This is a genomic window from Halonotius roseus (assembly GCF_006861655.1).
Lineage (GTDB): Archaea > Halobacteriota > Halobacteria > Halobacteriales > Haloferacaceae > Halonotius > Halonotius roseus.
In genome coordinates, this window is record NZ_SESI01000001.1 from 93592 (window position 1) to 108599 (window position 15008).

Genomic DNA, 15008 nt, shown 5'->3' on the forward strand with positions numbered 1-15008 from the left:
TACTGACCACGGTCGCCGCATTTTATTTTCATTGCCAGCCTCTCTCCGGTATGCCCGAAACCAATCTCGCCGACACCTACCGCGATCTCCGCCGCGAGCTCCACCGCCACCCCGAGCCGGCGTGGTGTGAGTTCTACACGACAGCCCGGCTGATCGACGAACTCGAACAGCGAGAGGTCGACGAACTCCGCTATGGCCCCGAGATCCATGGCGACGCCAGACGCAACATTCCTGACACCGCGACGCTCAGCGAATGGCGCGAGCGGGCCCGCGAGGCGGGCGCACCCGACGCCGTCCTCGACCATATCGGCGAGGGCTACACCGGCGTGGTCGCCGTCGTCAACCGCGGCGAGGGGCCAACCGTCGCGCTCCGCGTCGACATCGACGCCCTGCCGATCACCGAAGCCGACGGCGACGACCACCATCCCGCGGCCGCGGGCTTTCGCTCAACAACCGAGGGCTACATGCACGCCTGCGGCCACGACGCTCACGCAACGATCGGCCTCGGTGTGCTCGATCGGGTGCTCGACGGCGAGTTTGCGGGCACATTCAAGCTCATCTTCCAGCCCGCCGAGGAGACGATCGCGGGCGGGCAATCCATCGCCGAATCGGGCGTCGTTGACGACGTTGACTCCTTTCTCGCGCTCCACATCGGCCTCGATCACCCTTCCGGCGAGGTCGTCGCCGGCATCGACGAGTTTCTGGCTGTGCGGCAGTTCGAGGCGACGTTCGAGGGCGAGTCGGCGCATGCCGGCGCGCGACCCGAGGACGGCGACAACGCGGTGCAGGCGATGGCCGCTGCGGTGCAGAACCTCTACGGGATCCCGCGCAACTCAGCGGGCGGCACCCGCGTCAACGCCGGCCGCGTCGGCGGCGGCACCGCGAGCAACATCGTCCCCGAGGAGGCGTTTATCGACGGCGAGGTTCGCGGCGAGACGACACACCTGATGGAGTACATGTGGAAGCGCGCCGAGCGCGTCCTCAGCGGCGCGGCAACGATGCACAGCTGCGAGGTCGACATCGAGCGACTGGGCGACGCACCGAGTGCCCACAGCGACGCCGTCCTCGTCGATATCGTCGACCGCGTCGCTCGCCGAACGGCTGGCGTCGAGAGCGTCGTCGACCACGACAGCCTCGGCGGCAGCGAGGATGCGACCTACCTGATGCAACGCGTCCAACAACGGGGCGGCCTGGCGGCCTACGTCGGCGTCGGCACCAACCATCCCGGCGGCCATCACACGCCAACGTTCGATGTTGACGAGCGCGATATCGCCGTCGGCATCGATCTCATTGCCGGCGTTGTCGCCGATCTCGCCGCTGACGAGAGCGAATAGCTACCGCCCGCTACCCGCCGAGGACGCCGAAGCCGAACGATTCCAGCCCGAGCACCGGCCCCCACAGGAAGTGGAGCGCGACGCCGATGATGAGCGCGGGGATCGTCGTGTAGATGCTGGCGATGATGGCGGCCTTCTTGTCGATGGCGATCAGTGGGAACAGCGCGTCGCCGTCCTGGCTGATGGCGTTGGCGACCAGCGCGGAAAACGGGATCCCGCCTTGGGCGTAGGCTCCCGCCAACACGATCTGGGGGCCACAGCCCGGGATCAACCCCAGTAGCGCGCCGCCGACCGGCGCGAGAACGCCCGCGGCGGCCGCGATGGCGGCGATATCGAGTTCAAACAGCGCGACGGGGTACTCGTAGGCGAGGTAGGCGACAAGCACCCAGACCGTGACGAAACTGGTCTCCATGGCAGCGTGTTGAAACGTGCTGTAGAGGCTCGCAAACGACTCCCGGGCGCGGCCGACCTGTCCCTCACCGATGTAGTGTCGGCCGACGAGATAGAGGTAAAACGACAGCGTTGTGCCCGCGATCCCAAAGATCGTGAACAGCCCGGCGAAGTCCAGACCGAGCGTCAGCGGCACCTCCGGCGCGCCCCGGGCGAGATAGGTGATCCCCAACCCGAGCGCAAAGACCGCCGCGATCCACCACAGCCCGTGGGCCGCGTGGCTCAACGGCGTCAACACCGCAGACTGCCGGTCGGGGCCGGACTCATGGGTGTGGCCCGGCGTCTCGCCGTCGTACTCGTGGGCCGGGTTCGAGCTTCGACCGATGACGCTGGCAGCGGTGCCGCCGTCGGTCGCTGTCGGCTGGATCCGGCTCACCGCGCGGTCGATCCGGCCGACACCCATCCCGAAGCGGTCGATAGCGTACCCCGACAGGATCGCCGCGCCGAACGCCATCGCGTAGGCATAGAGGGCGGCTTCCGGGGCGAGCGCGAGGATGACGAACGCCGAGTCGCCAGCGGTGGCGATCAGCGTCGCCACAACAGTGCCAAAGCTCACCGTGCCGCGGATGTACAGCGGCATCATCACGATCGCACCGCCACAGCCCGGTGTCAGCCCCATCGCCGCGCCGACGAGCGGCTGATATTTGCGATTGGCCTCCAACCGCTCGACGAGCGCGCCCTTCGTTTTGTACTGGACGTAGCTGAACGCGAGGACGGTGACGGCGACGAACGCGCTGACCTGGACGTAGCCGTCTCTGACCGAGGCGATAAAGATCTCGGCTACCATCCCCGACAACAGCCCATCGGCACTCAGTACCGCACCTCCCGTCAGCAACGGAGATGCCATCGACCCACCTCCGGTGGCGCGCTGAAGACCGCGACATCATGGATTAGACTCATCTAAACCTAAGTTTCGCCAAGAGCAATATAACGGTTTCGGCGGCGGCTCGAAACTGTTCGCCTGTTGGGATCGGCGACGATGGTGACAGCACAGGCTGGTGATCTACCGACGCAATGCTGGAACGATGACGTAGCCGAGATACGCCAGCAGGAAGCCGGTGACGTAGCCGGTCAGATGGCCCCAGACGTTGGTGCCGGGTGGAACGATCACCAGCGCGCCGACAACGCCGAAGACGAAGACAGTGGTACCGATCAGCAACGCCAGCCGGTGGTCGGCCGACAGCGGTTGTGCGGCGGCAATGATCTCCCGTGGTGGCTCGACCCACCAGAGCAGTCCGGCCGCGAGCAGCCCCGTCCCGCCACAACCAAGCGCGACCAGCGGCTGCACCGGAAAATACCACACCGATGGCACCGCAAACACGACAGCCAGCGACGCGAAAAACGGCACCACACTCCAGGCCGGATCGAACCTGCCGTCGGTGAGTTCGCCCCCGGCGGCGGCGAGGACGACCGGCAACAGCCCGAGAAAGGCGGCGACGATCCCCGAAAAGCCGACCGACGGCTGATCGGTGACCTGTCCCAGCGTCGCCAGCGTCACCCACGCGACGACAAACGGCACGACAAGCAGATAGCCGAGCGTCAGGCGGCGAAACCGTCGCCCCCAGCCGGCGATCGCTACCAGCGGGTAGAGCGCAAACAGCGTCAGCCAGAAGTTGAGGAGGTTATCAAACAGATGTCGCCCGCTGACGTGGATGTAGTTCGCCGTAAAGGCGGTGAGCAGGGTTCGCCCGTCGGCGGTCACCGAGTCGGCGGCGAGACTGAACCCCAAGCCGTCGCCGATCCCAAGCAGCCAGCTCAGGCTCAGCGTTGCCGGCAAAACGAGCAAGACGAGATACTGTTCGGCAAGCGGGGCGGTCGTCGTTCGTCGCCACCAGCGCAGGGCCGTCACCGGGACGCCGAGCAGCGTTCGAAGGCGGCCGGCTGCCACGGCTTACTCCCAGCTTTCGAACAGCTCGGAGATGGCCGCGACAAGGGAGTCAAAATCCTTGAGCTTCAGGCCGTCGGTTGTCACGAACACCCCGCGGTCGCCGCGGCCAACCCGAACCAGAAACCCGTTTTCGAACACCCGGATCGAGTAACGGTATTTGCCGAGCTCCGAGCCCGCATACGCATCGGTCGTCGTTTTGTAGTCGTGCCACTCGTGGCCGATAAACGACATCAGATCGGCATCCTGTTCGAGATCATCGCGGAGATACACCTGCATATAGTTGGTCGCATCGAAGTAGGTGACCGACCGACAGCTGTCACCGACCGCGCTCCGGCAGACGGTTTTGAGTTTTTCTGCTCGGGAGGCGGTGAGTGGCTTCTCGCTCATGGGTTCCTCGTCGCTCATGGTCGGCCTTGGGTTGGGGTCGGCTTCAAACCACGGGTCGCTCCCGCCGGTCGCCGCCACCCGAGGTGGTTGTCAATCGCCACCGGGATACGGGATTATGACGCAAGTACCGAGTCTTTGGCCGCCTCGAAGTGGGCTGCGGTGACCGCCAGCTCGTCGGCGTGGTCGTTGGCTGTGAGCCCCTCGTACTGCTCGGTCAGCTCCGTGATCGCCAGCAGCGACGCCTCCCGGCAGATCGAGGTGAGATCGGCCCCGGAGGCTCCCTCGGTCGTCGCAGCGATCGAATCGAGGTCGACATCGTCGGTCAGCTGCATGCCGCGAGTCTGAACGTCGAGGATCGCCCGGCGGGTGTCGGCATCCGGGGTCGGCACCTCGATCGACCGTTCGAGTCGGCCCGAGCGGAGCAGTGCCCCATCGAGACTGTCCCGGCGGTTGGTCGCGGCCAACACAACGAGATTCGGGACATCGCTGAGCCGATCGAGTTCGGTCAGCAGTTGGCTCACAACGCGGTCGCCGACGCCGCTATCCCCGCCTAACCCGTCTCGGTCGCCGGCGATGGCGTCGATCTCATCGAAGAAGATGATCGCCGGCGCAGATTGGCGGGCGCGCTCGAAGACCTCCCGGACGGCCTTTTCGCTCTCGCCGACATAGCGATCCAGCAGCTCCGGGCCGCGCACCTGAATGAAGTTGACCTCGCTTTCGCCAGCGATCGCCCGTGCAAGCAGTGTTTTGCCGGTGCCGGGAGGGCCATGCAGCAACACTCCGGTCGGTGGGGTCGTGTTGGCGGCATCGAACAGCGGGCCGTACTGCAGCGGCCAGGTCACAGCCTGGGTGAGCTGTTGTTTCGCCTCGGTGAGCCCGCCAACATCGTCGAATGTTGTCGTCGGCTGCTCGGCGACGTACTCCCGCATCGCGGAGGGTTCGACCGCGGTCATCGCCGATTCAAAGTCCTCTCGGGTGACCTCGACCGTCCGGAGATCGTCGCCGGCGTGTCGCGTCCGCCGGAGGGCGGTCATCGCGGCCTCCGTGGCCAGCGATTCGAGATCCGCGCCGACAAAGCCGTGAGTGCGGTCGGCCAGTCCCTCGATGTCAACGTCGTCAGCCAGCGGCATCCGACGGGTGTGAACCTCCAGGATCTCGTGGCGGCCGACGACGCCGGGGACGCCGATCTCGATCTCACGATCGAAGCGGCCGCCGCGCCGCAGGGCGGGATCCAGCGAGTCGACGCGGTTGGTCGCCCCGATGACGATCACGTCGCCGCGGGCGTCGAGGCCGTCCATCAACGAGAGGAGTTGGCCGACAACGCGGCTCTCAACATCGCCGCCGTCGTCGCGTTTGCCCGCGATCGAATCGATCTCATCGAAGAAGATGATCGCCGGCGTGTTGTTGGCGGCTTCCTCGAATTTCTCCCGGAGTTTTTCCTCCGATTCGCCCTTGTACTTCGACATGATCTCCGGGCCCGAGACGGTGAGAAAGGTCGCGTCGACCTCGTTGGCGACGGCCTTCGCAATCAGGGTCTTGCCGGTGCCCGGCGGCCCATGCAGGAGAACACCTTTTGGTGGGTCGACGCCGAGCCGGGTGAAGACCTCCGGCTCCGACAGCGGGAGTTCGATCATCTCGCGGACGAGTTCGAGTTCGTCGTCGAGACCGCCGATATCCTCGTAGGTGACGCCTGTCGCTGGCTGCTGTGGGGCGTCGCCGGCGTCGCCCGCTCTGCCTGTGGCCCGATCGACCGTGTTTCGGAGCTTATCGCCGGCCGATTCACCGCCCTTGGCGTCGCTGCCGGTGATCGGTGTGACGGTCACGTCCGTCGACCCGGAGACGCGAACGGTGCCGTCGGGATCGGTGTCGGTGACGACAAATCGGCTGCCGGCGAGCCGTTCGATCCGGACTCCTTCGCCGGCTCTGATCGGTCGATCCCGCAAGCCGCGTTTGACCGCCGTTTCGATGGTGTCGTGGGCGATATCAACCGTGCGCAGTTCGTCGGGGGCTTGCAGCGTCACCGACTCGGCCTCGGCGACGGATTCCTTCTTCACTCGTACTTGCTCGCCAACCTTCACGTCGGCGTTGGCGCGGGTGTCGGCGTCGATAAGGACGACCCCGCTCGGCACGTCGTGGCCGCCGGGCCAGACCTTGGCGACCGTCGCTGTCTCGCCCTCGATGACGACCGTATCGCCGCTCAGCACGCCGAGTTCGCGGATCGCGCCGTCCGGCAGCCGGGCGATCCCCCGGCCGGCGTCGCGTTTCTCCGCGCTCCGGACGGTAAGCGTCAACCCCTCGTCGTCGCTCATGACCCCGCTTTGGGCGGCCTGTGGTTTAGGGGTCTCGACACGTGCGGTGTGGTACTATGCATCACTCAGCAAGGCTGAGTTCGACGCTGAACCGATCGCCGAACGGATGCTCGTACTCGATCCCGGCGGCCGCGTAGACGCCGGCCGGAATCCCCAGATCAGCACAGACGAGACTGCCATCGAGCGGGGCCAACCCGGTTTTCGGCAACGCGAGCGTGAGCGTCGTCTCAGGTGTGGCGACCGCCCCGGCGGCTTCACCGGTGGTCGCATCGACTCCGGACGGCACATCCAACGCGGTGACCGGCCCCGGAGCCGACTCGATCGCCGTGATGAGTTCGGCGGCAACCCCACGCGGCGCGCCGGTCAGCCCATAGCCGATGAGCGCGTCGATGACGCGGTCGGCGTCGGTGATGGCGGCTGTCGCCGAATCGTCGGGCGTTGCTGCCGCGTCAACAAGCTCGACGCCCATCCCTTCGAGCAGCCGAAGCTGTGTTGCCGGCGCGCCCTCGTACTCGTCAGGCGAGCGGTCGAGAACGACCCTGTGCAGGCGGTCGCGGGCAGCGAGATGGCGGGCGCAGGCCAGTCCGCCACCGCCGTTGCCACCGCCGCCGGCGACGACGGTGATTCGGTCGGCGTCGCCTTCGATGACAACCCGGCTCAGCGTTCGCCCGGCGTGTTCCATCATCTGGATAATGCCGAGCCCAAACTCCTCGACGGCAACGCGATCGACCTCGGCCATCTCCGCGGCGGTGACCGCCGCCACCGGGTCGCCAGCAGCTGTCCGAAACAGGTCGTGATCCATGCTACTACTTTGGGGGACAACGACAAATCCTCGTCGCCGAGGGTCACCGGTGGAGACCTAGCGTTATGACTCGGGAGGAGACAGGACAACGACGCGGTCATCGGTCGTTGCCCGCGTTCCGACGCTCACGGTGACGGGGTCGCCAACGAGATCATCGATAGTTTCGGGATCGACGCCGCGAACGACGCCCGTGATCCGAACCGGGCCGAAGTCGGCGATGGCACTGATATATGGCGTGTCGTCGGCGAACCCCGGCGTGGCGACGTGGACGACGCTGTAGGTTTCGATGGTGCCGATCTCGGGCAGCGGTTCGTGTGTCAGGTCGGTCGAGCCGGTTTCGGGACAAACGCGGCGCGGTGGCAACGAGCCGACGCCGGCCGGTGATTCGAGATAGAACCCCTCGCCAGCGTCGATGGCGTCAAGCCACTCGTCGTAGCTGGCGGGTTGGTCATCTACGGTTGGATTCTCGTCGGTCATTCGGCCACCTCCAACACGTGAACCACCGCGCTGGCGACGGTACCGCCGGCGTTGTGCGCGACACCGGTGGTCGCGTTGGCGACGTACTCGCTGTTAGGGTGATCGCCGCGGAGCAGGCGCGTGAGTTCGGCGATCTGGCTCCCCCCGGTCGCGCCGACCGGGTGGCCTTTGGCTTTCAACCCACCAGAAAGATTGACCGGGCAGTCGCCGTCGGGGGTCGTTATGCCGTCGCGGGCGGCGAGGATCCCCTCGCCGCTGTCGGCGATACCGAGCGATTCGAGAGCCATCACTTCGGCGATGGTGAAACAGTCGTGAACCTCGGCCACATCGATGTCGGCGGCGGTGATCCCGCTGTCGGCGTAGGCGGTCTCGGCAGCCGCCGTCGCGGCCGGCGTTTCGGCGATCGCGTCTCGATCCTGCAAGGCGAGGCGGTCGCCGCCTTGGCCGACACCGGTGATCGCCACCGGTGCGTCGAGATCGTGGGTGGCGGCGTATTCATCGGATGTGAGAACAATCGCGCTCGCGCCGTCAGTGATCGGGCAGGCGTCGTAGAGATGCAGCGGCTCGGCGACCGGCGGCGCGTCAAGGGCGTCGTCGACGGTGATCTCGCGTTGGTACTGGGCGTACTCGTTTGGAACGGCGTTTGCATGGTTTTTGACCGCGATGTGTGCGAGATCCTCGCGGCCGCCGCCGAAGCGATCGAAGTACGCTTGCGCCATCAGCGCGTACGCGCTCGGAAATGTCATGCCGGCCCGTACCTCGTACAGCTCATCGGCCGCGATCGACAGCGCGTCGGTGACCGCGCCGGTGTCAAGAGAGGTCATCCGCTCCATCCCGCCGGCGATAACGAGGTCGGCGGTGCCCGCGCGGATCGCCTCGACGGCGGCTTTGACGGCGACGCCGGCGGAGGCGCAGGCCTCCTCGTAGCGTGTCGCCGGGCAGTCGAGACCGGCGGCCTCGGCCATCAGCGGGGCTTGGTGGCCCTGCTTTTCTGCGAGTGCGCCCATGAAGTTACCATAATCGAGGCGATCGATCGCCCCGCGATCGATCCCGGCGTCGTCGATGGCCGCGGCGGCGGCCTCGGCAAACAGATCGCGGCCGGCGCGGTCGCCGTGGTCGCCGAACGGCGTCAGACCGACGCCGGCGACACGCACAGTCGTCATACTTGGGAATTCAACAGCAAAGGATAAAACGATGACTCAGTCGGCGGTCGCTGTGGTGGACCCCGACGCGTTGGCAACGCAGCCCCATTTCAGCCGATGTACCGCAGTTCCTCGTCGGGGATCGCCTGCTGTTGGGACTGCATCTCCTGGATCTTGCCGACGACCTCCTCCATCTCCTCGGCGCGATCCTCCAGGGAGCTGAAATCAACCTCGAAGTCGAGTACCGTCTCCAGCACTTCGAGCACCGCCTGTGCGCTTTTGGGGTCGACAAGGTAGCCGCTCGTTTCGCCCATCAGACAGGCCGCATCGAGGCTACGTCGTTTTCCCAGCCCGAGGATCAGACCGCTGACGCCGACGATCCCGCCCTCTGGCTCATCGGCGCGAAACTCGACGCCGGCGTCTTCGAGCGGCGACCGCTGGCCCTCGGTCGTAACCGCGCCAAGCACCGTATACTCCTCGATGAGCTCACCGGTCGGGACGCCGCCAAGCGCGTAGGCGGTCTCGACGCCGAGCGATTCGGCCGCATCGAGGAAGGCGTCGGCCAGCCTGTAGTGGCCGGCGTTGGTGGCTGCCTGGTGGTCGCCGGTCAACACGACGAGATCAGGGCCATCACCCTCGGTCGTGACAGCATGGAGTTCCGCGCAGGTGAGATCGGCAACCCCCTCGTCGTCGACGGTGACCTGCGGCGGGAACTCGTCGGCGTACACCTGTCGTACCAGCTCGCTGTCGAGCTCCTCGACGAGATGTTCGGCCGCAAGCTTGCCGACATGGCCGACGCCCGGCAGTCCTTCGATCAACACCGGATCGCGGAGATCAGGCTCCGCAAGCGAGTTGATCTCGATTTCGTCCATGGCCCTACTCGCGGTCGCTTCGCTTAAGAGCCCGTCGGTACTCGCCGTAGGGATCTTCGGGACTGAACGGGGCGGGCGCGCTGTTTTCGGTCGGGTTGCCGCACTCGGGGCAGGTGTCGCCGAGGCTGTAGACCGGCCGGTCGTGTTCGGTCTTCCACGCGCCACAGACGCGGATATCGGATTTCATAAAACGAGAAGAGAGTGCGGATTACTCGTCGTCTTCGCGTCGCTCGCGGTGGTACTCGCCCTCGCCGCCGGCGGCCGCGATGGCCTCGGTGGCGCGGTCGGCACTCGCCTCAAGCTCGGATTCAGCAGTTTTGTAATCCGGTGCCTGCACCTTGATCCGGTATTCGGGCGCGCCGACGTAGGTGACTTCGAGTTCAACCTCGGGTGGCACCTCGCCGTTGCCCTCCGCCGCTTGGAGAGCTTCTTTCACGTCGTCGACGCCGTCGGGGCTTGGACAGCGCAGATCGACGTAGCCCGTGACGGTGACGTACGGCACCGAGACGTTGTTGCGGGCGGTCTGAACGATCGCTTGGACGTGTTCCTCGCCGAGATCGGTGTCGTCGAGGGCGTCGGTGCCGTGGATCGCCGCCTGCTCGAAGGCCTCGTACAGCGTGTCGTATTCGGCCAGCAGGCCGTTGACGACCGTGCTGTAGGTGTCGTCGTCGACATCCTCGCCGAGGGCGAGCTCCATCCAGTTGTCGGCCTTCTGTTGGTTTTTCCAGGCCTGGATGGTGTCCTTGCGCTGGTGTTCGTTGACATCCTTGATCGAGAGATCGATCTGTTGGGAGGACTCGTCGACATCCAGCACCTTGGCGACGACGGTCTGGCCTTCCTGGACGTGATCGCGGACGTTTTTGATCCAGCCGCTGGCGACCTCGCTGATGTGAGCCAGCCCACGTTTGTCCTCGTACTCATCCAGATCGACGAACACGCCGAAGTCGGCGATCTCATCGACCTCACCGACGACAAGGTCGCCGACCTCGGGGTAGCCACTGTACTTCATTGATCGGGGGGCTTACCGTGCCTCGACGGTCTCGCCGACCTCGTGGTCGATGGTGGCTTTGCCGCCGGTCGGCGTCGCCAGCGTGGTGCCGCAGACCGCACAGTTGACGACCGTCGCGGTCTTCTCGAAGACGATCTGTTCGTTGCCGCAGTCGCTGCATTCGACGGTAACAAAGTTGCCTGCCATACTTACTCCTGGAAGGTGAGTCGGCCGGCGCGCCATCCCTCACGGATGTGGGCGGTGCCACAGTCGCTGCAGCGGTAGGTGAGGTTGGTTTTCTTCGTTGGCTTGTCGCCACCGGGCACCTTCGAGAACTTCCCGGCGTTGCCGATCGTCGAGGTCTGACGGTCGCGCTGGCGGTCTTGTACCTTCTTCATTCCGGTGGAGCGACCGGAGCGAACCTTCTCGACTTCGTGTTCGTGGTGAGCATCACAGTGCGGACAGTATGTATTCATCCGGCGTGGCATTTCCATGGTGTAATCTCCTTGGCGTCGCTTTGCCGTGAGTATATAAAACGCGTTTGGTTCGCGGTCAGTGAAGTGGTTGGAAAAGCACTTAGGCACAGATCTGCGCTTCGGCGTCGACTACGATAGCAGCGTCACTGCACACACCAACTGATGGGCGAGTTGCTAAGGGGTTGATGCAGTGACGGACGACGAGCAATAGCCACCCAGAATTTGAACTGAGTTTGAGCACTCTTCGTGCCGAGTCGGATCGATTGTTGAAAAATCACTATCCGACCACCAGCCGCACCCACATCTGCATGTCAGCATTCACCCTCTACGACCGACCAGATTGTCCGTACTCGAAACGCGTGCGCCGCATGCTTGACGTACTTGAGGTCAACCACGAGGAGGTCATCGTCCCGGAATCAAAGGCCGACCGCGACGATCTCGAATCGATCACCGGCCAGCGCGGTGTCCCGGTGCTCGTCAGCGACGATCTCCCGGAGGGCTACATCGCCGACAGCGGTGATATCTCCTCGTATCTCAAGGAGAACTACAACTGACGACGCTCGCGGCAGTGACCACGGATCGAGTGAGACACAACGAGATCGATGGCGTTCAGTCCCTCCACGGGGACGCTTTTCCCAGGCGTTAGTCACCACTCAGAGTGTCAGCACACCACTCAGGGCACAAGAGCATCACTCGGTTAGTGACTGGTCTGCATACGCGAGCCCGACGGTCAGCACAAACATGCCTGCCAACATGAGATACACTGTTGCAACATATGGCGTGGAATATTCGTCGATCTGTGTAGCGAAGCCGAGTCCGGCCAGTGGCATCACTACCAGCGCGATCGCGTACCGCGCTTTTCGAAACCAATGCATCAGGCTGGTGTCGGGAAGCGTAGGGTATCAGATTTTGGTATCAGTATCAGATTTTGTCTCACGCTGTTCGGAAACGCACGAGCATCGTTCTATGACACACTCACCACGATGGGGTACGCGAGGCTCGCTGTCAACGGCGGTAGCACGAAAACCCACGGGATGAGTAGCGCGTGGGTCAACACGAAAACACCAGGTGGAGTGGGTGGCCACCGAAGGGTGGCACAGTGGGACGACAGCAACCGCGGTCGCGTTAGCGACGGCGGCGCTGGGAACGACGCCGGTAGACGGTGCCGCTCGTCGCCCGCATGCGGCTGTACCGCGAGCCGCTGTCGGTGGTTGCCCGGAACCGCTTGTATCGAGCGGTTTTGATACTTGATCGTTTTGTTTCAACTGACTTTCTTGCCATCATCGCATCTAAAAACACGGTATATGCATATATTTGTTTGACTAAAGCGGAAATCTGTGAGAGATATGCGAATTTGCCGTGAATAAAATAATGTACAACTCGGGTGAGAGTAAATTTTGTTGTTCAATCGATCCCCAGATCGCGGCAATAGTTGAGAAACCAAACGATAACGAATGTTTCTGTATGTGAATTGTGGTTAGCTGCCAAATATGTTGAAATTATCAATAGAACGGCGGAGACGCCAACTGTCTGGATAGCTTGTGTGTCTCGTCGTCGCTGTGTCGATCACAGGTATCGGTTGCTGAGCACTTCGAGACGACCGATTCCTGTGATGAGCAATGCCGCGAGCCGCAGGGATCGGCCGGGATTTGAACCTCACTCGTTTGCTCACTCCGTTCGCGTCACTCGCTGTTTCAAATCCGGCGTGATACAGACAGCTTTCGACGAGAAGTGAGCGATATGGCAGTCGCTCGCAGTGTTATCTTCGGCAGTATGTGCCGGCCGGGATTTGAACCGAACCCAGACGTGCTCGCTCACTTCGTTCGCTGTGCGCGACTGGGAGGATTCAAATCCGGCGAAGCAAGAACCGCGCGGCGCGGATAGTGCGCCGCGCTCGTACTGTGCCGGCCGGGATTTGAACCCGGGCCATGAGCTTGGAAGGCTCAGGTCCTACCACTAGACCACCGGCACGCACCACCCACTTTCCGGTGGCACACTAATACCTTACCGATTCAGCGTCGTCAGTCGTCGGCAAACGTCGCGGCGGCCTCCCGAAGCTCCGGCGAAACCCCTGGCACCTCGGTCTCCGCGACCGGCCCCTCAGCCTCAAGTTCGGCCAGCGACTTGGGGAATGTCCGCAGTTCCTTGTGGATCGCCAACCCGGCGCGAGCACCCTTGCCCATCGCCACCGGCACCTGATTGTGGCCCTGCGTGATGTCGCCGACAGCGTAGACCCCATCGACGGTTGTCGCCCCGTGGTCGTCGACAACAACCGTTCCGTCATCGTTGAGCTCACAGCCGAGATCGGTCGCCAGTCCGGTGTTGTAATCCGAGCCATACATCGCAAAGCCGCCGCGGTACTCTCGGGTGGTGCCATCCTCGAAGGTGAAGCTTTCGAGCCAGCCATCCTCGCCCTTCGAGAGGCTCTCGATGTCCTCGTGGATCACGTCGACGGGATGACCCTCAACGAGTCGCTGGGTTTCCTCGCTCCACTCGATCTCGTCGCCACGAGTCAGAATATCAACCTCGTCGGTGAAGTTGAGCATGATCATGGCGACGTGGGCCGTAGCCTCGCCGGTGCCCATCACATACACCGATTCGTCGATGAACATGTAGGCATCACAGTGCAGACAGTAGTGCAGCCCCTTCCCGGTTCGCGGTAGCGGCGGCTCGGGTCGCTCATCCGAAAAGCCCATCCCGAGAACGACACGGTCGGCAACGATCTCGGTATCGTTGCCGCTGAGATGGAACCGGCCGTCGTCGGTTCGGGCGATCTCGTCGATGAGATCCCGAACCACGTCGCCGCCGTAGCTTTCGACCTGCTCGGTGGCGGTCTGGAGAAACTCGTTGCCCGAGATCTCCTCGGGAACCCCGATGACGTTGTGCGTATCCAGCATCATCGCCGCGCGGCCGCCGCCGCGGTCGATGACGACCGTGTCGTGGCTCAGCCGCGTCGTGTACAGCGCGGCTGACAGCCCAGCCGGCCCACCGCCGACCACCGCAACCTCATACTCGTCGGCCTCGACCTCAGGATCAACACCCTCCGTGGTACTCATGTATACCTCCCTAACGCCCCCAGTCATATAACTCCGCACCAGTTATGCGAGCCAGCTACAATATCGATTCGACGGGCCACGTGATCGGCGTCGCGTCGCTGTCGGCGGTTGTCACGATCGCATAACAGTTCCCACTGGAGACGGTCACAACAAGGGGTTCGATCGCGTCGACAGCGTTCAGGGCCGCCCGAAACGCCTCAGGATCGTAGATGTGGTAGTATCGATCGACCGTCTCGCCGCCGGGTAGCGTCCACTCGACGGTCGTGTCAAAGGCCGTCTCGGCGTCGAAGCGATCGTGGGCGGTGCTCCACGCCGAGATGAGCGCGAGCCCACCCGGCTGCAACACGCGCCCGAGTTCGGCGAGGCTCTCCCGGCGTGTCGACTCCGGCCGGAGATGATGCAGCGTTGCGACATAGACGATCTGCCCAAAGGTGTCGTCAGCGAACGGGAGCGTGGCCGCATCGCCCTGCACGAGATCGGCAGCAAACCCGTGGTCGCGTTGGCGGGTCGCCGCCGCCGACAACAGCCCGCGGCTCACGTCGACGCTGATGGCGTCGGCACCGTGTTCGGCCAGAAGCTCGGTATGACGACCGTTGCCACAGCCGAGATCGAGGCCCCGATCAAGCCCCTCGTGGTCGGCGATCGCCGTCACGAACGACTCGACCTCGGGCCAAGCGTAGGCTCGCGTCGACGCGAAGTGGTCGGCGATACGGTCGTAGACAGCCTGAACATCCCCGGCCGCTCGCTCCTCGCTGTCGGTTGGTGTCGACGACGACTCCGACTCTTCGCTCATACCTGGTGGTTCCACGACCGGCGATAAAACCGTC

General features: G+C 64.1%; 16 protein-coding genes and 1 tRNA gene. 2 read left to right on the plus strand and 15 right to left on the minus strand.

Annotated elements, in window-relative coordinates; translation table 11 throughout:
• Positions 1–50: 50 nt before the first annotated feature.
• Positions 51–1334, plus strand: coding sequence for an amidohydrolase (locus tag EWF95_RS00500; protein ID WP_142442035.1), 1284 nt, complete (start codon positions 51–53; stop codon positions 1332–1334).
• Positions 1335–1344: 10 nt separating this feature from the next.
• Here EWF95_RS00500 and EWF95_RS00505 read toward each other — a convergent pair whose 3' ends face one another.
• From EWF95_RS00505 to EWF95_RS00560, 12 genes are all read right to left on the minus strand, one after another.
• Positions 1345–2571, minus strand: coding sequence for a putative manganese transporter (locus tag EWF95_RS00505; RefSeq protein ID WP_142443115.1), 1227 nt, complete (start codon positions 2569–2571; stop codon positions 1345–1347).
• 216 nt (positions 2572–2787) lie between these two features.
• The gene (locus tag EWF95_RS00510) at positions 2788–3672 is read right to left on the minus strand and encodes a hypothetical protein (RefSeq protein WP_142442036.1); all 885 of its coding nucleotides are present in this window, start codon (positions 3670–3672) and stop codon (positions 2788–2790) included.
• A gap of 3 nt (positions 3673–3675) precedes the next feature.
• Positions 3676–4077, minus strand: coding sequence for a DUF7522 family protein (locus EWF95_RS00515; RefSeq protein WP_394348573.1), 402 nt, complete (start codon positions 4075–4077; stop codon positions 3676–3678).
• A gap of 95 nt (positions 4078–4172) precedes the next feature.
• Positions 4173–6368, minus strand: a complete 2196-nt coding sequence (locus EWF95_RS00520; RefSeq protein WP_142442038.1) for an AAA family ATPase — start codon at positions 6366–6368, stop codon at positions 4173–4175.
• Between the two features lie 61 nt (positions 6369–6429).
• Entirely contained in the window at positions 6430–7170 is a 741-nt protein-coding gene (locus EWF95_RS00525; protein WP_221886601.1) for an NAD(P)H-hydrate epimerase, read from the minus strand.
• Between the two features lie 63 nt (positions 7171–7233).
• Positions 7234–7647 carry a Zn-ribbon domain-containing OB-fold protein gene (locus EWF95_RS00530; RefSeq protein ID WP_142442039.1) on the minus strand — a complete coding sequence of 138 codons (414 nt, stop codon included), beginning with the start codon at positions 7645–7647 and terminating at the stop codon, positions 7234–7236.
• The gene (locus EWF95_RS00535) at positions 7644–8810 is read right to left on the minus strand and encodes a thiolase domain-containing protein (RefSeq protein WP_142442040.1); all 1167 of its coding nucleotides are present in this window, start codon (positions 8808–8810) and stop codon (positions 7644–7646) included. The genes EWF95_RS00530 and EWF95_RS00535 overlap by 4 nt, the downstream gene beginning before the upstream one ends.
• An 89-nt stretch (positions 8811–8899) precedes the next feature.
• Complete coding sequence (locus tag EWF95_RS00540) at positions 8900–9661, minus strand: proteasome assembly chaperone family protein (RefSeq protein ID WP_142442041.1); 762 nt, start codon at positions 9659–9661, stop codon at positions 8900–8902.
• 4 nt (positions 9662–9665) lie between these two features.
• The gene (locus tag EWF95_RS00545; protein ID WP_142442042.1) at positions 9666–9848 is read right to left on the minus strand and encodes an RNA-protein complex protein Nop10; all 183 of its coding nucleotides are present in this window, start codon (positions 9846–9848) and stop codon (positions 9666–9668) included.
• Between the two features lie 21 nt (positions 9849–9869).
• The gene (locus EWF95_RS00550) at positions 9870–10670 is read right to left on the minus strand and encodes a translation initiation factor IF-2 subunit alpha (RefSeq protein ID WP_142442043.1); all 801 of its coding nucleotides are present in this window, start codon (positions 10668–10670) and stop codon (positions 9870–9872) included.
• A 12-nt stretch (positions 10671–10682) separates the two neighbouring features.
• Positions 10683–10856 (minus strand): 30S ribosomal protein S27e, encoded by a 174-nt coding sequence (locus EWF95_RS00555; protein WP_142442044.1) that lies wholly within the window; start codon positions 10854–10856, stop codon positions 10683–10685.
• Positions 10857–10858: 2 nt separating this feature from the next.
• Entirely contained in the window at positions 10859–11143 is a 285-nt protein-coding gene (locus EWF95_RS00560; RefSeq protein ID WP_120082597.1) for a 50S ribosomal protein L44e, read from the minus strand.
• A gap of 290 nt (positions 11144–11433) precedes the next feature.
• Here EWF95_RS00560 and EWF95_RS00565 point away from each other — a divergent pair, with 290 nt between their 5' ends.
• Positions 11434–11679, plus strand: a complete 246-nt coding sequence (locus EWF95_RS00565) for a glutaredoxin family protein (protein ID WP_142442045.1) — start codon at positions 11434–11436, stop codon at positions 11677–11679.
• 1346 nt (positions 11680–13025) lie between these two features.
• On the opposite strand, the gene EWF95_RS00570 is transcribed toward EWF95_RS00565, so the two are convergent.
• The 3 genes from EWF95_RS00570 to EWF95_RS00580 form a co-directional block, all read right to left on the minus strand.
• Positions 13026–13096: transfer RNA gene (locus EWF95_RS00570), tRNA-Gly, on the minus strand.
• A 50-nt stretch (positions 13097–13146) separates the two neighbouring features.
• On the minus strand, positions 13147–14181 hold the full coding sequence (locus EWF95_RS00575; protein WP_142442046.1) for an NAD(P)/FAD-dependent oxidoreductase: 1035 nt from the start codon (positions 14179–14181) through the stop codon (positions 13147–13149).
• A gap of 55 nt (positions 14182–14236) precedes the next feature.
• Complete coding sequence (locus EWF95_RS00580) at positions 14237–14974, minus strand: class I SAM-dependent methyltransferase (protein ID WP_142442047.1); 738 nt, start codon at positions 14972–14974, stop codon at positions 14237–14239.
• Positions 14975–15008 lie beyond the last annotated feature (34 nt).

What these genes read in the sequence shown, in the direction of transcription:
- EWF95_RS00500 (WP_142442035.1), top strand. Translation starts at nt 51, where the DNA reads ATGCCCGAAACCAATCTCGCCGACACCTACCGCGATCTCCGCCGCGAG.
- EWF95_RS00505 (WP_142443115.1), bottom strand. Translation starts at nt 2,571, where the DNA reads ATGGTAGCCGAGATCTTTATCGCCTCGGTCAGAGACGGCTACGTCCAG.
- EWF95_RS00515 (WP_394348573.1), bottom strand. Translation starts at nt 4,077, where the DNA reads ATGAGCGACGAGGAACCCATGAGCGAGAAGCCACTCACCGCCTCCCGA.
- EWF95_RS00520 (WP_142442038.1), bottom strand. Translation starts at nt 6,368, where the DNA reads ATGAGCGACGACGAGGGGTTGACGCTTACCGTCCGGAGCGCGGAGAAA.
- EWF95_RS00525 (WP_221886601.1), bottom strand. Translation starts at nt 7,170, where the DNA reads ATGGATCACGACCTGTTTCGGACAGCTGCTGGCGACCCGGTGGCGGCG.
- EWF95_RS00530 (WP_142442039.1), bottom strand. Translation starts at nt 7,647, where the DNA reads ATGACCGACGAGAATCCAACCGTAGATGACCAACCCGCCAGCTACGAC.
- EWF95_RS00535 (WP_142442040.1), bottom strand. Translation starts at nt 8,810, where the DNA reads ATGACGACTGTGCGTGTCGCCGGCGTCGGTCTGACGCCGTTCGGCGAC.
- EWF95_RS00540 (WP_142442041.1), bottom strand. Translation starts at nt 9,661, where the DNA reads ATGGACGAAATCGAGATCAACTCGCTTGCGGAGCCTGATCTCCGCGAT.
- EWF95_RS00545 (WP_142442042.1), bottom strand. Translation starts at nt 9,848, where the DNA reads ATGAAATCCGATATCCGCGTCTGTGGCGCGTGGAAGACCGAACACGAC.
- EWF95_RS00550 (WP_142442043.1), bottom strand. Translation starts at nt 10,670, where the DNA reads ATGAAGTACAGTGGCTACCCCGAGGTCGGCGACCTTGTCGTCGGTGAG.
- EWF95_RS00555 (WP_142442044.1), bottom strand. Translation starts at nt 10,856, where the DNA reads ATGGCAGGCAACTTTGTTACCGTCGAATGCAGCGACTGCGGCAACGAA.
- EWF95_RS00560 (WP_120082597.1), bottom strand. Translation starts at nt 11,143, where the DNA reads ATGGAAATGCCACGCCGGATGAATACATACTGTCCGCACTGTGATGCT.
- EWF95_RS00565 (WP_142442045.1), top strand. Translation starts at nt 11,434, where the DNA reads ATGTCAGCATTCACCCTCTACGACCGACCAGATTGTCCGTACTCGAAA.
- EWF95_RS00575 (WP_142442046.1), bottom strand. Translation starts at nt 14,181, where the DNA reads ATGAGTACCACGGAGGGTGTTGATCCTGAGGTCGAGGCCGACGAGTAT.
- EWF95_RS00580 (WP_142442047.1), bottom strand. Translation starts at nt 14,974, where the DNA reads ATGAGCGAAGAGTCGGAGTCGTCGTCGACACCAACCGACAGCGAGGAG.